The organism is Vreelandella aquamarina, from assembly GCF_020075495.1.
GTDB lineage: Bacteria > Pseudomonadota > Gammaproteobacteria > Pseudomonadales > Halomonadaceae > Vreelandella > Vreelandella aquamarina_A.
In genome coordinates this window covers 14,107-32,189 of sequence record NZ_JABYQT010000010.1, presented here as the reverse complement: position 1 = coordinate 32,189, position 18,083 = coordinate 14,107, and the positions used below count along the sequence as shown (strand labels likewise).

The following is an 18,083-nucleotide window of genomic DNA, read 5'->3' as shown; positions in this document are numbered from 1 at the left end:
ACAAGCACGCGGATTACGGCTTCAGGCGGTAGCCGGTGCGGAAAATCCAGGCAATGGTGGCAAGGCTTGCGATCAGAAACAGCGAAATCATGGCCACACTCGCCACGATGCTGACATCGCTGATGCCGTAGAAGCTCCACCGGAAGCCGCTGACCAGATAGACCACCGGGTTGGCAAGCGTCACGTTCTGCCAGAAAGGCGGCAGCATGTCGATCGAGTAGAAGCTGCCGCCCAGAAAGGTAAGCGGCGTGATGACCAGAAGCGGCACCAGCTGGAGCTTGTCGAAGCCGTCCGCCCAGATCCCGATAATGAAGCCCAGCAGGCTGAAGGTAACCGCGGTCAGCACCAGAAAGGTCAGCATCCAGAACGGGTGGGCAATCTGAAGCGGTACGAAGAAACTCGAGGTGCCCAGGATGATCAGCCCCAGCAGAATCGACTTCGAGGCCGCCGCCCCCACATAGCCGATCACGACTTCAAGATACGAGATCGGCGCCGACAGGATCTCATAGATACTGCCCGAAAACTTGGGAAAGAAGATGCCGAACGACGCGTTGGAAACACTCTGGGTCAACAGCATCAGCATGATCAGCCCAGGCACGATGAAGGCGCCGTAACTTACCCCGCCGATTTCACTGATCCGCGAGCCAATGGCGGCCCCGAACACCACGAAATAGAGCGAAGTGGAGATTACCGGCGAGACGATGCTCTGCAGCAGGGTGCGCCGTGTACGTGCCATTTCCGCCATGTAGATGGCGCGAACAGGATAGAGATTCATGCGCGCTCCTTGACCAGGTCGACAAAGATATCTTCAAGCGAGCTCTGCCGGGTATGCAGGTCCTTGAAGGTGATGCCTTCACGTTCGAGCGTGGCCAGCAGCGCCGGAATGCCGTGGCCCTCTTCGGCTTGTCGGCCATCGTAGGTGTACACCAGCTCAAGGCCTTCGGCGGCCAGACTCAGCGCCTCGAGTTGAAGCGCCTCGGGCAGCTCGTCGAGTGGCGTTTGCAGTTGCAGGGTGAGCTGCTTGCTGCCCAGCTTTTGCATCAGCGCCGCCTTCTCTTCCACCAGCACGATCTCACCGCGATTGATCACGCCGATGCGGTCGGCCATCTCTTCGGCCTCTTCGATGTAGTGGGTGGTGAGAATGATCGTCACGCCGCTTTCGCGCAGCCCGCGCACCACGTCCCACATATCCCGGCGAAGCTCGACATCCACCCCGGCGGTGGGCTCATCGAGAAACAGGATGCGCGGCTCGTGAGAGAGCGCCTTGGCGATCAGCACGCGGCGCTTCATGCCGCCGGAAAGTGTCATCAAACGGTTATCGCGCTTGTCCCACAGTGCCAGCGACTTCAGTACCTTCTCGATATGCGCAGGATTCGGCGCCTTGCCGAACAGGCCGCGGCTGAAGCTGACCGTGTTCCATACCGTTTCAAAAGCTTCGTTGGTCAGCTCCTGAGGCACCAGGCCGATGCGCTCGCGCGCCTGGCGGTAGTCACGCACGCTATCAAAGCCATCGATGATCACTTCGCCCTGGGTCGGGTTCACCAACCCGCACACCACGCTGATAAGGGTCGTCTTGCCCGCGCCGTTGGGGCCAAGCAGGGCAAAGATCTCGCCACGCTGAATGGTCAGGTCCACTCGCGTGAGCGCCTGAAAACCGCCCTGGTAGGTCTTGTTCAGGCCGTTAATCGAAATAATCGGATCGTTCAAGGCGTACTCCTCACGCTGCGGCCTACGGCGAACGTTCGAGGTAGTGTCATGGCAGGCCAAAAAATAGCCGAGCGGCGCAAAATCGCGCCTGCACGGCTATCGGGGAACTGCCCGCTTAGGTGCGGTCAGTAATTTCGAGCAGGTGGTAGCCAAACTGGGTCTTTACCGGGCCGTGAACCTGGTTCAACTCACCACTGAACACCACTTTATCGAACTCGGGCACCATCTGGCCGGGGCCAAAGCTGCCAAGATCACCGCCCTGACGGCCGGAGGGGCAGCTTGAGTGCTGCTTGGCCACGTCCGCGAAGTCGCGGCCGTTTTCGATTTCCTGCTTGAGCGCTAAACACTGCTCTTCACTGTTCACCAGGATATGACGAGCGCTGGCACGTGCCATAACGGACTCCTTTTGCATTGAATGTACATAGCGAAGCACTAGTCTATCACGCTCCTTACGATATTGGCCGCCCTTCACGGCGTGCCGATAGCGCCGCTTTCACGCAGCGCCGCGCCAACGCGGGCCAGGGCTTGTTCATGCTCAGTGGCGGCCACAGGGCCACGGCTGCAGGCCACCACCACCCAAGAGCCGTCAGTGCCAGTGTCTTCGCGGGTGGCAATGCCCGCATCACAGCTTCGCCGGTGCTGGGTGCCGGTTTTATGAGCGAAGTTTACGTCATCACCCAGGCCTGCTTTCAATCGCTGCTCGCCGGAGCGGGTTCGGTGCATGATGTCCAGTAACGTCTCACGCTGGGTTGCGTTCAGGTCATTCAGACCGCCCCGCTCGAGACTTGCCAACATGGCACCGTAGGCACGTAGTGTGCCGACGTTGTCTCCGCTTGCCTCATACGCATCGAAGGCGTGGTCATAGTCGGGCTGATGCAATGTCTCGTGCCTGATACCCAGCAATTGCGCAAGCGCAGCTGGCCGCTGGCTGATCGGGTTCTGGCGAAGAGCAATGAAATCCATGCCGCCCAGGGTACGCGCATCCGGATGCAACTGCCCGTAAACGCCTTGGCGCACGCCTACCAGCCGGGTAATCGGCCCTATCTCCTCGGGATTGCCGCCACCGGCGGCTACCATGGCGCGTGCTCGAGCATTGACGGCATCCAGCCCGACCCGGTTGATCAGCATATCGGAGGCGGTGTTATCGCTGACGGTAATCATTTGTTCCAGCAGGTAGCGAATGGAGATCCGCGTGCCGGGCTCGTGCCAGATCACAGGCCCGGCGCCATCCACGAAATCGCTTTGTAGAAGCGTCAGACGCTGCTCGAGCGTCAGCGTGCCCGCCTGGCGCTCGGCCAGCACCTGCGCGGCAACCGGCACCTTCACCAGCGAAGCGAGATACCAAGGCTGGCCCGCCCGCCACGAGTAGGCGTCATCAGTAGCCAGGTTGTACACATATACCCCAAGCTCGCCTTCGAAGAACGCTTCGATGGTCGCCAGACGGGCGTCGAGATCGCTCCGCCAGTGCTCCTCTCGCTCGACCTCTTGGGCAGCGTACACAGCCGCTGATACCGGCAGGGCCATCATCAGTGCCATGCCTATCAGCCAGCATTTCAGTAATCGCAAACTACCTCCTAGCGGTGCTCGGCCATCCAGCGGGTCAGCCATATCCAGGCGGCGGCGCCGAGTATCAGCACGCCTCCAACGCCAAGTGCCTGTAGGTAGGTGTACATACCCTCACCCTCGAGAAGAAACCGCAGCACCAGAAAAATCATCACAATATGGAAAATGAACGCCTTGAGCGCATCGCTGCCCACCACGGTCAGCGGCCAGAGCACTTTGGCTGCCAGCGCACCACCGGCCAGGGCCAGCCCCAGCAGTACCAGTGCACCGCCCACGCTGAACAGCATGAATCCAAGCCCTGGCGGGTGCTTGCCCACGTTACGGGCTACGCTCATCATCGCGGCATGCACATCGCCTTCGACAAGCGCGAGCCCATAAAATGCCGCAATCATCAGTACGCCTACCCCCACTAGCGCCAGTACCAGCCGCCGGCGCAGGTGGGTGGTGAAGTAGCAGCGCAACAGCGCTTCGCCAATCAGCAGGCCAATAAAAATCAGCGGCGCCCGGCTGAGCTGCCCCCAGGCGTAATGATCCTGATGATCGACCACGAGCGCCTTGAGAATATCGTTGCCGCCGAAGCTTACGCCCTGTAGCCAGGCGGCAAGCAGTGCAAGCCCGACAGTGGCCCCGATTCGCCCCCATAGCGGCGCGCGCGCCCAAAGCGGCAGAATCAAAGGCACCCAGAGCAGTGCAATGGCATAGAAGCCAAGAATCTCGACCCAGATGGCAAACCGACCATAAAGCAGCGTATCGACGATATCCGCCGGCGCACTGAACGGCAGCATCTCGACAATGATCAGCGCCTTGTACCAGAACCAGACTTCCAGCGCGCGAAGCCACAGCTTCAAGCGCCGCTTGGACCACTGCTCGGTTTGCGTATGGGCCAGAAAGGCCACGGCAAGCGCTACGCCAAACACCAGGATGAACAGCGACGAGGAGAATTTGGTTAAGAAGTGTATGGGCACCATGCCCCAATCGGGCACGTTACGAATGCCTACAAGACCGCTGACTGCATGACTTACGATCATCAACCCGATCGCAATGCCGCGCGCCAGGTCAATGGCTTCGATTCGCCCTTCGGCCTTGGGAAGCTGCGGAATTTCTTTCCAGTTCATCACGATAGACATCCTTGTTGTCATGACGGATCAGGCAGTTGATCTCGTTTAACAATAGCCTATAAACGTGATGCCTCTAAGCGGGAGGTTAAACGCAAGGATGCCCCGCAAACGGCGGGGCATCCCTTGGCTCATCCATGAGCCGAAAAAAGAGTCGGTCCTTGAGGGAGGGGTATTACCACTGGGAATCGTCGTCGGTATCGGTATCCGTGTCCGTATCAGACCCAATAGGCTCGTACTCTTGCTCCTCTTCCTCTTCTTCGTAAGTGAATTCCTGCTCTTCCTCTTCATACTCGGTGGTGACACCTTGGTCCTGGTCACGCTCGGTATCGTATGAATTGAAGTTGCCTTGCTCATCCTGCATCGGCTCTTCCTGCGGCATGGGTTCTTGCTCGGCACCGCTTTCAACTTGCGCGAATGCCAGCGGGCTTGCCATCAGGCCGAATGAAACGCCCAGAATACCTAGTTTTTTCAGAGCTTCCTTTTTCATGGTCATGCCTCCTAAACAATATGCTGTCTGTTACTTCTGTCTGTTACTTCGGTAATTCACATAAGGAACATTTAGCCAAGAACCCATCATCTTCCTGATGCTGCGTTCTTGCTCTGGGTATTGCAGCAGGCATACCAACTTTCGGAAAAATAAATAAAACACATTAAAATACATGAGCTTATAAAACACACACAGTGTGCCAACTCCCTTATTCTAGGTGGAATGGCTAGGCGTATGCTGGTTATTGCTGGCACATGAGCCCCGTCTGACATACGCAATGCGATTGATTTATCCGCCGTTGCGACGCCTTGGCGACTAAAAAAAGCGCCCAGCATGACGGGGCGCTAAAGACCAAAGCAATAAGACGCAATCACTTCTCGAAACCATACACCTGAAGCAGGCTGGCCTTATCAGAAAAAGTATTTAAGGCGTATTCTGGCACCATAACGATCAGTGTCGTCGCTATTAACGTCACTATCATGATCAACGTAACTATAGTAAGCCCCTATATAGGTATCAAAGTCGTTCAGTCCCAGCACATTAGCGAATCGGTATGACGTATAAACCGTATTCGACTCATTGCGCCCTACAGGGGTAAGAAATTCCTGCTCGGCTGCCAGATTGACATTATCAATTTGATTGCGCGCATAAATATAACCTAGCCCGATATTATTCCAGATGGTGTTAATGCCAACGGAACTGTTGCTCTCTTCATGAGCCTCCATATGAGCCAGGCTGACATTGAGGATCAAGCCATTGCCATTATAGGAAGCCGTTACCCCGTACCCCGTACGGTCGCCGATATCCGCGCCGCGCTCATCCATGACTGAGTTATTGACTACATTGGTTTCCATACCTAACGCAAACGACCAGTCGTCGGGCTGCCAAGCGATGACCGGTCGAATGATGGCAGCACTTTTAGTATCGTCATCAATGCGATAACCGTGATACGTATCACCATCAAAAAGGCCCGAGCGATCCCCGAACAGTGTAGCGACTTCTGCATAGAAGCCGTTATCGAACCGCTGGCTGAGCGCAATTTGCCCTGAGTCGCCACGTCCCCGCCCCTCACGAGCCTGATAAACATAACTCTGACCGTCGCTGTACAGGCTGTCTGAGGTCGTGCCACTGTACTGAATGAAAATATCGTGTCCCAGCGGGAATAGGTTGTAAGCTTCAAAGCGACCTACCTTGATTTCACTTCCCTGCTCACTACCGATCGCCAGCCAGGCATCATCCAATCCAGCATTACCGCTGGTTCCCCAGAGTGGCTGTAACTTGAACCTGGCAAAATTACTCTGATAATGGCGTTCGCCACCAATATCCAACAGGATACGGCCATCTTGGTTGAAACGATCTTCACGTCCAAGAGGCTCACCGGACTGGTTTCGAAATAGCGAAACGCCCCCTTCATGTTCGTTATAAGCATTGATGTCGAGTTCTACATCACCTCCAAAACTTATTACTCCTCTCTCGTCTTCATAAGTCGCAGCGGCCAGCACCGGTGTTATGCCTCCCATGGTGATAGCGAGGGCTAAAGACAGTTTTGTATATCGAGAAAACAGCATAATCATTTATCCTTATTGATTGTTTTAGTTGTTTTAACAAGAGTAGTGAGCTTCGACTCACATGATTACAAGATGGCTTCATGAAGATCGAACCATCCCTTCTTTCAGCATTGACGCCTGAAATGTCGCCAATTTCTGAAATTCATCTGTTCGTAGACGAGGCTTTACCAATAACGCCTATAAATGGCACTATATTTTAGTAAAACGGATATTGACGATACGAACTTGATCATCAATATTGCGTTATAGGACATGCCTTATCACGGTTAACAATCATCCCTTGACTCCCGAGGAAATCATTACCGCTTCGGTCACTTTTTTCTGGAAGATAAGATAAGCAATCGCCACAGGGGCGGCTCCCAATAGCGCTACTGCCATTACGCGTGCGTAATTGACGCCGAAGGTATCCCGTACCTGTGTGATCCCGACTGGGATGGTCATCATGTTTTCTGACGTAATTACCAGAAAAGGCCAGAAGAACTGGTTCCACGCCATGATAAAGGTAATGATCGCAAGCGCCGAGGTGATGCCCCAGTTAAGCGGCAGGTAAACCTTGAACAGCAGCGTATACTCCCCGCCACCATCCAGTAGCACAGCCTCGCGCATCTCCTTGGGCACCGCATCAAAGAACTGCTTGTAGACAATGATCACTACGGGAACGATGAGTTGCGGCAGAATAATGCCCGCCCAGGTATTCACCAGCCCAAGATCGCTCATGAGTACGAACTGAGTGACCACCAGCGCTTGAGAAGGGATCATGAAGCTTGCCAGAACAACGGCATACAGCACTCTTCGGCCCGCAAAGCGCATCTGCGATAATGCGTAAGCGCACATCATCCCGGATATCAGTACCAGGACAGTGATAATGACCGAGGTTCCAATGGAATTGACATACCATGTCAGCAAGTTGGAGTTGAACAGCGCATCGCTATAAGCGGCCAAGCTAAACATATCGGGCAGAAGACCCGCCGCCTCGCTAACCACGTGGCCTTCACTGCGGATTGAGGTAACAAAGGCCCAGTAAAGCGGAAATATCCAGATGACAGCGGCAGTCAACGTAATGACCAGCAGCATGGTATTTTCTACATTTCGAGTGCCGATTTTCGTCCCCCGCGGCTTGGCGGCGTGTGTAACGGCTTTCCAACCCGGATTGGTAACTCTTTGAACTCTCACTTGCGACCTCCGATTCTCAGCAGCTGGAATTGAAGTACCGAGACAACCATGATCAGTACAAACAGAACCAGGGCGACCGCAGAGGCATAGCCACCATTGTTGAGCTGGAAAGCCTCACGGTAGACCATCATCAACAGCACATAAGAGGAGTTGAAGGGGCCGCCTCCACTTAAAAGGTACACCTGGTCGAATAGCTTAAGCTGGAGAATGAGCTGTAGCGTAAGCACCAGCGCTGTGACCGGCCACAAAAGCGGCCAGGTGATTTTCATGAACAGCTGTCGCCGAGAGGCACCATCCAACGCTGCCGCTTCGTAGAGATCGGAGGAAATATTGCGCAGCCCTGCAATGAACAGCAGAATATTGAACCCATTCGTCCACCAGATAGTGATAGCTGCCACGGTAGGCATGACCCAGCCAGGATGGTTGAAGACAGCCACAGGCCTGCCCGTCATCCACTCAAGGAGCGGCTGAAGTATGCCGAACTGGAAATCGAGCATCCAGGCCCAGATCTGCGTAACCACCGAGACAGGCAAGATATAAGGCAGAAAAAAGATCGCCAGGACCAACGCCTGCATGCGCCCAGAAAGACGATTGACCGCCAGCGCAATGGCCAATGCAATCACCGTGGTCGGCACGACAGTCAGCAGCACAAAATAGCCGTTGTTCTTGAGCGAGGTATAAAACAGGTTATCGCTCAACAGACGTCGATAGTTATCCAGCCCTACCCACTCCCCCGAGCCAATCAATGGCGCATTGGTAAAGCTCAATCCGATCATTTGCACCGTCGGGTAGAGAAATACCAATGCAAAGATAAACACGAAGGGGGCAATCAGTGTCATCGCCACCACAATATGCTTACGCCGATTTGTGATCATAGCCAATGGTGGAACTCCCTTAAGTGCCGCACTACCGTTACCTCTTATTGCGCGTTTATCAGTAGTGCGAGCAGCCATGGTGTTTAGCCCAGCAGGCGTTCAGTCAAGCAGCGCCTGCAACTCCTGGCGCATTTGCTCAGCAGCCTGTTCTGGCTCAAGGAAGCCGTGGATAGCGGGCGCAATCACATTCAGCGCTGCATCGTAGACCGGGGAGGCCACACCAGCGATGGTAGAACGAGCGTCATATACGGCGTTATCGGCAAGCGAGGCATAAGTCGCATTGGGCTCCATCTGCGCGAACTCTTCGCTTTCGGCAGTGGGCAAATATGCGGGAATATGGCCAGCTGCCGCCCAGTCCAGGGAGTGGTTTTCCATCCATCCAATGACGGTCATTACCGCTTCACGCTTTTCTGCCGACATCTCTTCACTTCCCTGAATCGGGATGGCGAAGGCGTGACTATCGGCCCAGATAGCATCCTCTTCGAGCAGGGTCGGCACCTTGATTGCGCCCCATTCAAAACTGAGTGTGCCCGCTTCTTGCATATCGACCAGCGTCGGCACTTCCCATACGCCGTTGATGAAGAAGGCCGAACGTCCCGACGTAAACAGGGCAACCGAGGCTTCGTATTCGGCATGCTCGGGCTGGTAGTCGTTATCGCCCCAGTCTTGCATGATCGCGATGGCACGTACGGCCTTGTCGAAATTGTCGCCAGGCAAGACCTCACCATCTTCGATCAGCGTTCCGCCCTGCTGGCTAAGCAGCGTATGAAATATCCGCCAGATACCACCTGGCCCGCCAGTCTGGTAGGAAAGCGGCGTTCGGGAGCCGTTATCCTGGGCCAGCGCCAGGGCGGCATTTAAATCGTCCAGGCTTTCTATTCCGGTCAAATTGCCCTCTTCATCCAGATATTCGCTGCCTTCCAGATAGCTTTTGTTGTAATACAGAATGATCGAGTGAATATCGAAGGGCACTGCATATAGTGTTCCTTCATCGTCAGACGCGGCCTCTATCGAGCGTTCGTAAAAGTCGGTACGCGCAAGGCCGGCATGCTCAAGATCGCTATCGCTGATAGGCGTCAGAATGCCTTCCGAGAGCGCCAGCGGCACGCGAGACAGGTGATAGCTCACCATGTCCGGCCCCTGGCCTACCGCTGAGGCAGTACGTACTCGAGTGTAAAACGGTACGCCCCACTCCGATGAGGTGGCATCGATATTGATATCCGGATGCTCTTCGTTGAACTGGCTGATCAGTGCTTTCATGCGCTGCCCATCGCCGCCTACAAAGAAGTCCCACCAGACCACGTTGGTCTGTGCCATTGCCGAGGTTGCGGTGGCGCAGGTTGCGGTAGCCAGTACGATTGATTTCAGTAATTTCATTATTATTGTCTCCTAAAGACGAATGGCTTCTCTGGCGAGCCACGAGTTCTGCGAATGGCGCGCTCTTGTTCTAGTTTTCAGTGCCGCTTTCAAAACGCTAACGCATTAGCGCAAACGCTGCCCCCCCTGATCAAAGACCAGCACATGCTTGGCATCAGCCCAGACTGAAATGCTCTCGCATTGATACGCCTGGCGTTCGCCACGACGCTCAATCACGATTTTTTGCCCACCTGCCAAGCGGGAATGCAGATAGGCAACGCCGCCGAGATTTTCGGTCATCTCGACAGTGGCGCTAAAACCCTCCTCACGGATATGCAAGTGCTCAGGGCGTATGCCCAGCACCACGTTCTGGCCGATGTCGAGGGAGGTATCGCGCAGCGTTGCTTCTAGTGTCTGGCCCCCGCTGCCTTCGATAGAGGCAACCACGCCTTCGCGAGTGACTGCGCTAATTGTTGCCGTCAGAAAATTCATGGCGGGCGAACCAATAAAGCCGGCGACGAACTGGTTGTCAGGGTCGTCATAAAGCGCCAAAGGCGTGCCGGATTGTTGAACAACGCCTCCGCGCAGGACAAAAATCTTGTCGGCAAGCGTCATTGCCTCGACCTGATCGTGGGTCACATAAATCATGGTAGAGCCAAGCTGCCGGTGTAGCTGAGAAAGCTCAAGGCGCATTTGCACGCGTAACTCTGCATCCAGATTGGAAAGCGGCTCATCAAACAGAAATACCTTGGGCTGGCGCACAATCGCCCGCCCAATCGCCACCCGCTGACGCTGTCCTCCCGAAAGTTTGGAGGGCTTCTTGTCTAGCTGCTCCTCGATTTTGAGGATGCGCGCTGCCTCATTGACCTGAGCCGTAATCTGCTGCTTGGGGGTCTTGGCCAGGCGCAAACTGAACGCCATGTTGTCAAACACACTCAAGTGGGGATACAAGGCATAGGATTGAAACACCATGGCCACTTCTCGCTGAGCGGGCTCGACCTGAGTAACATCCCGGCTTTCGATTTCGACTGTGCCCGCGCTGGTTTCCTCAAGCCCCGCGATCATGCGCAGCAGGGTCGACTTACCGCAGCCCGAAGGACCGACAAAGACCGCGAACTCCCCCTTGGCAATGTCCATCGACACATTGTCAATAATCTTGGCCGAGCCAAAGACTTTATCGACAGATGTTAGCGTAACGCCTGTCATGTGCTGACTCCCGTTGATATATCAAGGCGCAGGACGTGATAAGAGAGTGCTGCCAACTTACCCTTGATACGGCTATTATCGACACCGATACCTGTGCCGTTGCGCGGTGCGACTGCATCCGGGTTATCCGCCCCATTGGTATCACGTAGCCCAAATCCCGCCATGACGTTGTGCTCAACCAGCCGCGCGTTGGAAAACCCCGTCAGCGTCATGTCCAGATCTACGTCTTCTTCAAGATGACGATTAACCAGAAACAGGGTCACCATGCCGGCCTTTTCATCATGCACCGCTGCTGCATCCAGGTAGTTCACATCGCTTGCCACGTTGCAGTCGTAGGTAGGGCCATCGACCGCCACATCAAGCGCAGTGCCACGTCCATAAAGTGATGCGAACTGGTAGGGGTAATAGATGGTTTGACGCCAGGCGGGGCCGCCTTTTTCGGCACGAATAGGGGCGATTACGTTAACCAGCTGGGCAATACAGGCAATTCGCACACGGTCACTGCGCCGAATAAATTCATTGATCAAGCCTGCAACGAACAGCGCATCCTCAAAGTTGTAATCCTCTTCAAGCAGTGCCGGGGCTTCCGGCCAATTCCATTCATGCCAACGTCTAGCATCCTCTTCACGGCGGTGATACCAGACATTCCACTCGTCAAAGCAGATGTAGACATCATTCTTGGCGCGCTTCTTGGCTTTCACGAAATCGATCACGCCGCCAATGGCCTGAATATATCGGCCGGTTTCTTCGATCTTGGCAAAGTAGTTCAACGTATCGCGGCTCGAATTGCCGAAGTATTTATGCAGCGAGATATAGTCGACATTCTCGTAGCACTCTTCGAGCACTTCACGCTCCCAATCAGGATACGTCGGCATTTGATCGTTGGAGGAACCGCACACAATCGCTTCGATATTGCTATCGAGTGCCTTGAGCGCCTTGGCCGTTTGATTCGCCAGTTGGCCATACTCCTTGGCCTTTTTCTGGCCTATCTGCCAAGGGCCGTCCATCTCGTTACCCAGGCACCACATCTTGACGTTGTAGGGTTCCTGAACCCCATGGCTACGGCGAAGGTCCGACCAGTAGGTGCCCCCAGGATGAAGGGTGTATTCGGCAAAATTGCGCGCATCTTCAAGGCTACGCGAACCAAGATTGACGGCCAGCATCATCTCGATTCCGGCCATCTGGGCCCACTGGGCAAACTCGTTGATGCCTACTTGATTGCTCTCTTTTGAACGCCAGGCCAGATCCAGCCTTACCGGGCGATTCTCTTTGGGGCCTATGCCGTCTTCCCAGTGATAGGCAGATACAAAATTACCGCCAGGATAGCGAATCGCAGGAATATGAAGATCTCGTACCAGTTCAAGTACATCCTTGCGAAAGCCATTGAGATCAGCTTGAGGGTGGCCTGGTTCATAAATCCCGGAGTAGATCGCTCTTCCCATATGCTCGATGAATGCAGAATAGAGACGATCATCAATCCGACTAATCTTGAAATCGTGATGTAACGATGCACGAACATGCATAAATACGTTTCTCCTATTGTTCTTTTAATAGAGGTGCTTCATTTGATGGGGCTGCTCTTTTGATACATTCGACTATTTATTAGCCAATACAAAACCTGGTCTAGTGCGAATGGCGCGGCACATCAGCGCCCCGGCAACCAATCAGGAAGTCAAAGTCACAGCCTTCATCGGCTTGCAGCACTCGCTCGATATAGAGCTGGCGGTAGCCGCCCTGGCGTGCGATGAGTGTGGAGGCGGCGGTGGCGTCGTGTTCTGCCAGACGTGACGCCAGTACTTCCTCGCTGATATCCAGATGCAGCCGGCCGCTGGCGCAGTCCAGTTCGATCCAGTCGCCGTTACGCACCGCGGCCAAGGGTCCACCTGCGGCGGCCTCCGGTGCCACGTGCAGCACCACCGTGCCATAGGCGGTCCCGCTCATGCGCGCGTCGGATATACGCACCATGTCGGTAACGCCTTGAGCAAGAAGCTTGGGCGGTAGCCCCATATTGCCGACCTCCGCCATGCCGTGATAACCGCGAGGCCCGCAGTGTTTCATGACCAGAATATCGTTGGCCTCCACGTCCAGGTCCGGGTCGTTGATGCGTGCTTTATAGTCATCGAAGTCTTCAAACACGACGGCGCGACCGCGGTGCTGCATCAGCTCCGGCGTCGCTGCCGAGGGCTTTAACACCGCGCCATTGGGCGCGAGATTGCCGCGCAGCACACAGATACCACCATCCGCTGTCAGCGGGTTATTTAGCGGTCGGATCACCTCGTCGTTATAAAGCGGGGCATCCTTGACGTTTTCCCACAGCGTCTTGCCGTTGACGGTTAGCGCATCCTTGAAGGGCAGCCGGTCGGCCTCGCCCAAGCGCCGGAGCACCGCGGGCAGCCCACCGGCGTAGTAAAACTCTTCCATCAGATAGCGCCCGGATGGCTGTAGATCCACCAGCGTAGGCGTACCGCGCCCTATCCGGCTCCAGTCGTCCAGTTTTAGATCGACCCCCAAGCGTCCGGCGATCGCCTTGAGGTGGATTACCGCATTGGTGGAGCCGCCAATTGCTGCGTTGGTACGAATGGCGTTTTCAAACGCTTCTTTGGTGAGGATTCTGGAGAGCTTGAGATCTTCGTTGACCATCTCGACAATGCGATTGCCCGAGAGGTGCGCAAGCACGTAACGACGCGAATCCACCGCGGGAATCGCCGCATTGTGGGGGAGCGAGGTACCCAATGATTCCGCCATGCAGGCCATCGTGGACGCGGTACCCATGGTGTTGCAGGTGCCCGCCGAGCGCGACATGCCGGCTTCCGCGGCCATGAAATCGTGCAGCGAGATCTCGCCCGCCTTGACCTGCTCGGAGAGCTGCCAGACCACGGTGCCGGAGCCGATATCACGTCCCTTGTGCTTGCCGTTGAGCATGGGCCCGCCGGTCACCACGATGGTGGGGATATCACAACTCGCCGCGCCCATCAAAAGCGCCGGTGTCGTCTTGTCGCAACCCACCAGCAGCACCACGGCGTCGATGGGATTACCGCGAATCGCCTCCTCCACGTCCATACTCGCAAGGTTGCGGGTGAACATCGCCGTGGGGCGCAGGTTGGACTCGCCGCTGGAAAAGACCGGGAACTCCACCGGATAGCCCCCTGCCTCCAGAATGCCCTTCTTGACGTGCTCGGCGAGCTTGCGAAAGTGGGCGTTGCAGGGCGTGAGCTCCGACCAGGTGTTGCAGATGCCGATGATCGGCTTGCCCTGGAATTCATGGTCGGGAATGCCCTGATTCTTCATCCAGCTACGGTACATGAAGCCGTTTTTATCGGCGGTGCCAAACCACTGGGCAGAACGTAGGGGCGGCTTGCGATCAGACATGGGCGTCTCTCCGTAAAGGATCGGTAAAAAGTCGAAGCAAAAAGGAAGTAGTAAAAGGTGGCGTCAGGCGCGCTGTCGGCGGGCCTGTTTCCAGCGGTCAAACATCACCGCCAGCAGCAGAATTGCTCCACGTACCAGGTACTGGTAGAACGTTGGCACGTTCAGTAACCCCATGGCGTTCTGCACGCAGCCCATGATCAGTACCCCGACCACTACCCCGGTAATAGTGGCAACGCCGCCTGATAGCGCCACCCCACCCAGAACACAGGCAGAAATCACCGCAAGCTCCAGCCCCATGGAGGTATTGGGGTCGCCAAGGCCCATCCGTGATGCCAGCAATACTCCAACCACACCTGCCACTACCCCCTGCAAGCCGAAGACGATGATCTTCAGGCGCCGAACATTGACCCCCGCAAGCGACGCCGCTTCCGAGTTCCCACCGGTGGCGAGTACGTTGCGGCCAAACGCCGTCATGTTGAGCACCACGCCGAAGATCACGAAGCAGGACAGCATGGTCCACACCGGCAGCGTCAGCCCCAGAAACGAGGCGCTACCCAGATCAAAGAAACCCGGTACGGTAATCATCACCGCGTCGCCGCCGGACGTGATATAGGCCAGCCCGCGAACGAACTCCATGGCCGCCAGGGTGGCAATCAGCGAGTTGATGCCAAACCTGGCAATCACGAAACCGTTGAAGACACCCACCGCGCCACCGGCCACAATGCCGCCTATCACGCCAATAAAAACGCTACCGGTACTGGAGGTCACGACGGCCGCTGCCACCCCGGCAAAGGCCACGATAGAGGCCACGGAAAGATCCACCTCACCCAGCGCCAACACCAGCATCATGGTGGTCGCAAGGCTCCCTATCAGGGTGATCGAGAGCAGCAGTCCCACCATGTTGCGCCCGGTAAGAAAATCGGGGATGAAAACCGCCAGCGCCACGAACAGCAGCAGAAAGATCGCGATCAGTCCGGAGGTATCGAGAAGCGTGCGCAGCGGCTTGATCAGCCCCTGGCGACCGGCCGGGCGCGCGGGCGCCTGGCCGTCATCGTGATAATGGGTTGTCTTGTTCGTTGTCATCGTGAAACCCTTTGAATGTCGGTTCATGCCGGCAGCGCCAGCCCCAGCAGGCGCTCCGGCGTCGCCTCGTCGCGCTCGACCACCTCAATCAGCTCACCGTCGCGCATCACCGCGATGCGGTCGCAGATCGAACTCACCTCGGCCAGGTCGCTCGAGATCACCACCACGCTCTTGCCCTGCTCCGCCAGATCGTAGAGCAGGCTGTAGATGTCGCGCCGCGCCCCCACATCGATACCGCGGGTGGGTTCGTCCATGACGAAAAGATCGATCTCTTCGGCCAGCCAGCGGGCAAGGATCACCTTCTGCTGATTACCCCCGGAGAGCTTGCCGATCGGCGCGCGGTAGCCCGGCGTCTTGACGCTCAATTTCTGGATGTACGCCTCGGCATTGCGCCGCTCGCGCCCGGGATGGCGGAACACGCCCCAGCGCTTGAAGAAGCGTCGGCAGCTGATGTTCAGGTTGTCGGCAACACTCGCCACGGGAAAGATGCCCTGGGACTTGCGATCCTCCGGGCACATGGCGATGCCAGCGCGAATTGCCTCGCCGGGGCTCTTGAAGCGCCGCGTCGTGCCGTTGAAGGTCACACTTCCGCCCTTGGGCGTCTCGACCCCGCACACCAGACGTAAAAGCTCGCTGCGCCCGGCACCGACCAGGCCGAACAGCCCGAACACCTCGCCCTTTTTCACCGTGAAGCTGACCGGCGCGTTGATACCGCGGCCCTCGATGCTCTCGACGCTGAGTACCGTATCGCCCGTCTCACGGGCGCGATAGCCGTAGACGTCATCGATATCCCGCCCGACCATTTCGCTGACCAGAAGATCGTGGGTAAGCGTACCCATCTGCTCATGAGTGCGAATGTGCTTTCCATCGCGAAAGATGGTGACCGCATCGCACATCTCGAACACCTCCTCCATGCGGTGGGTCACGTAGAGCACCACCCGCCCTTCGTCGCGCAGGCGTGCCACGATGCGCTTGAGCTGGCGCGTTTCCTGTACCGACAGGCTGCTGGTCGGCTCATCGAAGGCGATGATGCGCGCGTCGCGCAGAAGCGCCCGGCCGATCTCGATCATCTGCTGCTGGCCGATGGAGAGCTCGCGAACCTTCGTCGATGGATGAATGGCGCCTTCGCCCAGATCTTTCAGGATTGCCAGCGCCCGCTCTTTCAATCGGCGCCGGTCGACAAACCCCTGCCGGGTCGGCAACTGACCCAACAGCAGATTTTCCGCCACCGACATGTTCGGCGAGAGCGTCAGCTCCTGATAGATGATTGCCACGCCTTCGCGCAGCGCCTCTCGCGCGTTGGCAAAGACGTGACGCTGCCCGTCGATCCAGAGCGCCCCTTCGGTGACGCGGTTGACGCCGCTGAGCACCTTGAGAAGGGTCGATTTACCGGCACCGTTCTCGCCCATCAGCGCATGGACCTGACCGGCGTGGGCGGCAAAGCTCACCTTGTCGAGCGCCCGCACGCCGGGAAACACCACGCTGATGTCCTCGAAACGAAGGTAGGGATCGGTCATCTCACTCTCCTCCTCACCGAAAGGCCTCAAAGGCCCAGCTCTTCACGCACCTCTTGCCAATTATCCCGCGTCATCAGCGTGCCGGTGGTCTCGGTATTGGCCTCGGGCTCGCGGTCTTCGCTGATCCAGTAGTAGAGATCTTCCGCGGTCTGACGGCCGTGCATGGTGGAGCTCACCGCCACGGTGCCATGAAAGCCGGTGGGGTTATTGCGCGAGAACTCGGCAAAGGCCGCGCCGGAGCCGTTGATGCCCACGCCGATGACGTCTTCCGCGGCCAGGCCGTACTGTTCGGTGGCCCGCACCCCGCCCAGCACGCTCTCTTCGTTGAGCGCGTAGATGACCCAGTGTTCATAGCCGCCGCGCTGGGAGAGTACCGGCGATGCCGCGGAGAACGCCCCGCTGGTATCGGTACTCTGCTGGGGTGCATCGAAGATGTTCGCCTCGGGAAAGCCCGCCTCGAGCAGTGCCTGGGTGGCGCCGTCGGTACGCTCCACCGCCGTGGGTAGCTCGTTGTTGGTGATGCGCAGCGCGGCGACCTCGTCCATGTCCCAGCCCCGTGCCTGCATTTCGGCGGCAATCGCCTCGCCTACCTGCTGGCCAATCTTGGTGCCGGACATGCCCAGATGCGGCACGCCCTCCATCGGTTCACCGCTGGAAGTGACGAACTGGTCATCCACGGTGATGACCTTCATGCCGTACTGTTCGGCGCGGTTCATGATCGCCGGCCCCAGGCGTACATCTGGCGGGCAGATGACAAAGCCCTGCGCGCCCTGGGAGTAGAGGTTGTCAATCGCGCTGAGTACCTCCTGCCCATCTTCGCCCCCCAGGCGAACGACCTGAAACCCAAGCTCCTCACCCACTTCCGTAGCCGCGCGCTGTTCGTTAATGAACCAGGCCTGCTCAGGCTTTTTGACGATAAAGCCAATTTTCACATCGTCGCTTTGCGCCTGCGCAGAACCCAGCGAGGCCAGCATGATGGCGCTGCCCAGCGCCAGGCGTGTAAACGTGGTTACAATGTTCATTGTTGTGCTCCTGATGCTTTCGTTGTTGGTGTTATTGTT

Annotated in this window: 16 protein-coding genes; all 16 read right to left on the bottom strand. The window is 56.9% G+C overall.

Annotated features, from left to right (window positions below):
• Window positions 1-13 precede the first annotated feature (13 nt).
• The 16 genes from HW452_RS14250 to HW452_RS14175 all read right to left on the bottom strand — a co-directional run bounded on the left by HW452_RS14250 (window position 14) and on the right by HW452_RS14175 (window position 18,044).
• Window positions 14-775 carry an ABC transporter permease gene (locus HW452_RS14250; protein ID WP_224106764.1) on the bottom strand — a complete coding sequence of 254 codons (762 nt, stop codon included), beginning with the start codon at window positions 773-775 and terminating at the stop codon, window positions 14-16.
• Entirely contained in the window at window positions 772-1,707 is a 936-nt protein-coding gene (locus HW452_RS14245) for an ABC transporter ATP-binding protein (protein ID WP_224106763.1), read from the bottom strand. Before HW452_RS14245 ends, HW452_RS14250 begins: the two co-directional genes overlap by 4 nt.
• A 115-nt stretch (window positions 1,708-1,822) precedes the next feature.
• Window positions 1,823-2,119, bottom strand: a complete 297-nt coding sequence (locus tag HW452_RS14240) for a peptidylprolyl isomerase (protein WP_224106762.1) — start codon at window positions 2,117-2,119, stop codon at window positions 1,823-1,825.
• 56 nt (window positions 2,120-2,175) lie between these two features.
• Complete coding sequence (locus tag HW452_RS14235) at window positions 2,176-3,273, bottom strand: serine hydrolase (protein WP_224106761.1); 1,098 nt, start codon at window positions 3,271-3,273, stop codon at window positions 2,176-2,178.
• A gap of 8 nt (window positions 3,274-3,281) precedes the next feature.
• Window positions 3,282-4,385: an OpgC domain-containing protein gene (gene opgC, locus HW452_RS14230; RefSeq protein WP_224106760.1), complete on the bottom strand. Its 1,104-nt coding sequence runs from the start codon at window positions 4,383-4,385 to the stop codon at window positions 3,282-3,284.
• Window positions 4,386-4,560: 175 nt separating this feature from the next.
• Complete coding sequence (locus HW452_RS14225; protein WP_224106759.1) at window positions 4,561-4,875, bottom strand: hypothetical protein; 315 nt, start codon at window positions 4,873-4,875, stop codon at window positions 4,561-4,563.
• A gap of 410 nt (window positions 4,876-5,285) precedes the next feature.
• Window positions 5,286-6,443: a carbohydrate porin gene (locus HW452_RS14220; RefSeq protein WP_224106758.1), complete on the bottom strand. Its 1,158-nt coding sequence runs from the start codon at window positions 6,441-6,443 to the stop codon at window positions 5,286-5,288.
• 273 nt (window positions 6,444-6,716) lie between these two features.
• On the bottom strand, window positions 6,717-7,517 hold the full coding sequence (locus tag HW452_RS14215) for a carbohydrate ABC transporter permease (protein ID WP_224106757.1): 801 nt from the start codon (window positions 7,515-7,517) through the stop codon (window positions 6,717-6,719).
• Window positions 7,518-7,612: 95 nt separating this feature from the next.
• Window positions 7,613-8,491 (bottom strand): carbohydrate ABC transporter permease, encoded by an 879-nt coding sequence (locus HW452_RS14210; RefSeq protein WP_224106821.1) that lies wholly within the window; start codon window positions 8,489-8,491, stop codon window positions 7,613-7,615.
• Between the two features lie 99 nt (window positions 8,492-8,590).
• Entirely contained in the window at window positions 8,591-9,868 is a 1,278-nt protein-coding gene (locus tag HW452_RS14205; protein WP_224106756.1) for an extracellular solute-binding protein, read from the bottom strand.
• Window positions 9,869-9,973: 105 nt separating this feature from the next.
• The gene (locus tag HW452_RS14200; protein WP_224106755.1) at window positions 9,974-11,053 is read right to left on the bottom strand and encodes an ABC transporter ATP-binding protein; all 1,080 of its coding nucleotides are present in this window, start codon (window positions 11,051-11,053) and stop codon (window positions 9,974-9,976) included.
• Window positions 11,050-12,576 (bottom strand): alpha-N-arabinofuranosidase, encoded by a 1,527-nt coding sequence (locus HW452_RS14195; RefSeq protein WP_224106754.1) that lies wholly within the window; start codon window positions 12,574-12,576, stop codon window positions 11,050-11,052. Before HW452_RS14195 ends, HW452_RS14200 begins: the two co-directional genes overlap by 4 nt.
• A gap of 100 nt (window positions 12,577-12,676) precedes the next feature.
• Window positions 12,677-14,422 (bottom strand): IlvD/Edd family dehydratase, encoded by a 1,746-nt coding sequence (locus HW452_RS14190; protein WP_224106753.1) that lies wholly within the window; start codon window positions 14,420-14,422, stop codon window positions 12,677-12,679.
• A gap of 63 nt (window positions 14,423-14,485) precedes the next feature.
• On the bottom strand, window positions 14,486-15,505 hold the full coding sequence (araH, locus tag HW452_RS14185) for an L-arabinose ABC transporter permease AraH (protein WP_224106752.1): 1,020 nt from the start codon (window positions 15,503-15,505) through the stop codon (window positions 14,486-14,488).
• A gap of 23 nt (window positions 15,506-15,528) precedes the next feature.
• Window positions 15,529-17,022, bottom strand: a complete 1,494-nt coding sequence (gene araG, locus HW452_RS14180) for an L-arabinose ABC transporter ATP-binding protein AraG (RefSeq protein WP_224106751.1) — start codon at window positions 17,020-17,022, stop codon at window positions 15,529-15,531.
• A 26-nt stretch (window positions 17,023-17,048) separates the two neighbouring features.
• Window positions 17,049-18,044: an arabinose ABC transporter substrate-binding protein gene (locus HW452_RS14175; RefSeq protein WP_224106750.1), complete on the bottom strand. Its 996-nt coding sequence runs from the start codon at window positions 18,042-18,044 to the stop codon at window positions 17,049-17,051.
• Window positions 18,045-18,083: the final 39 nt, after the last annotated feature.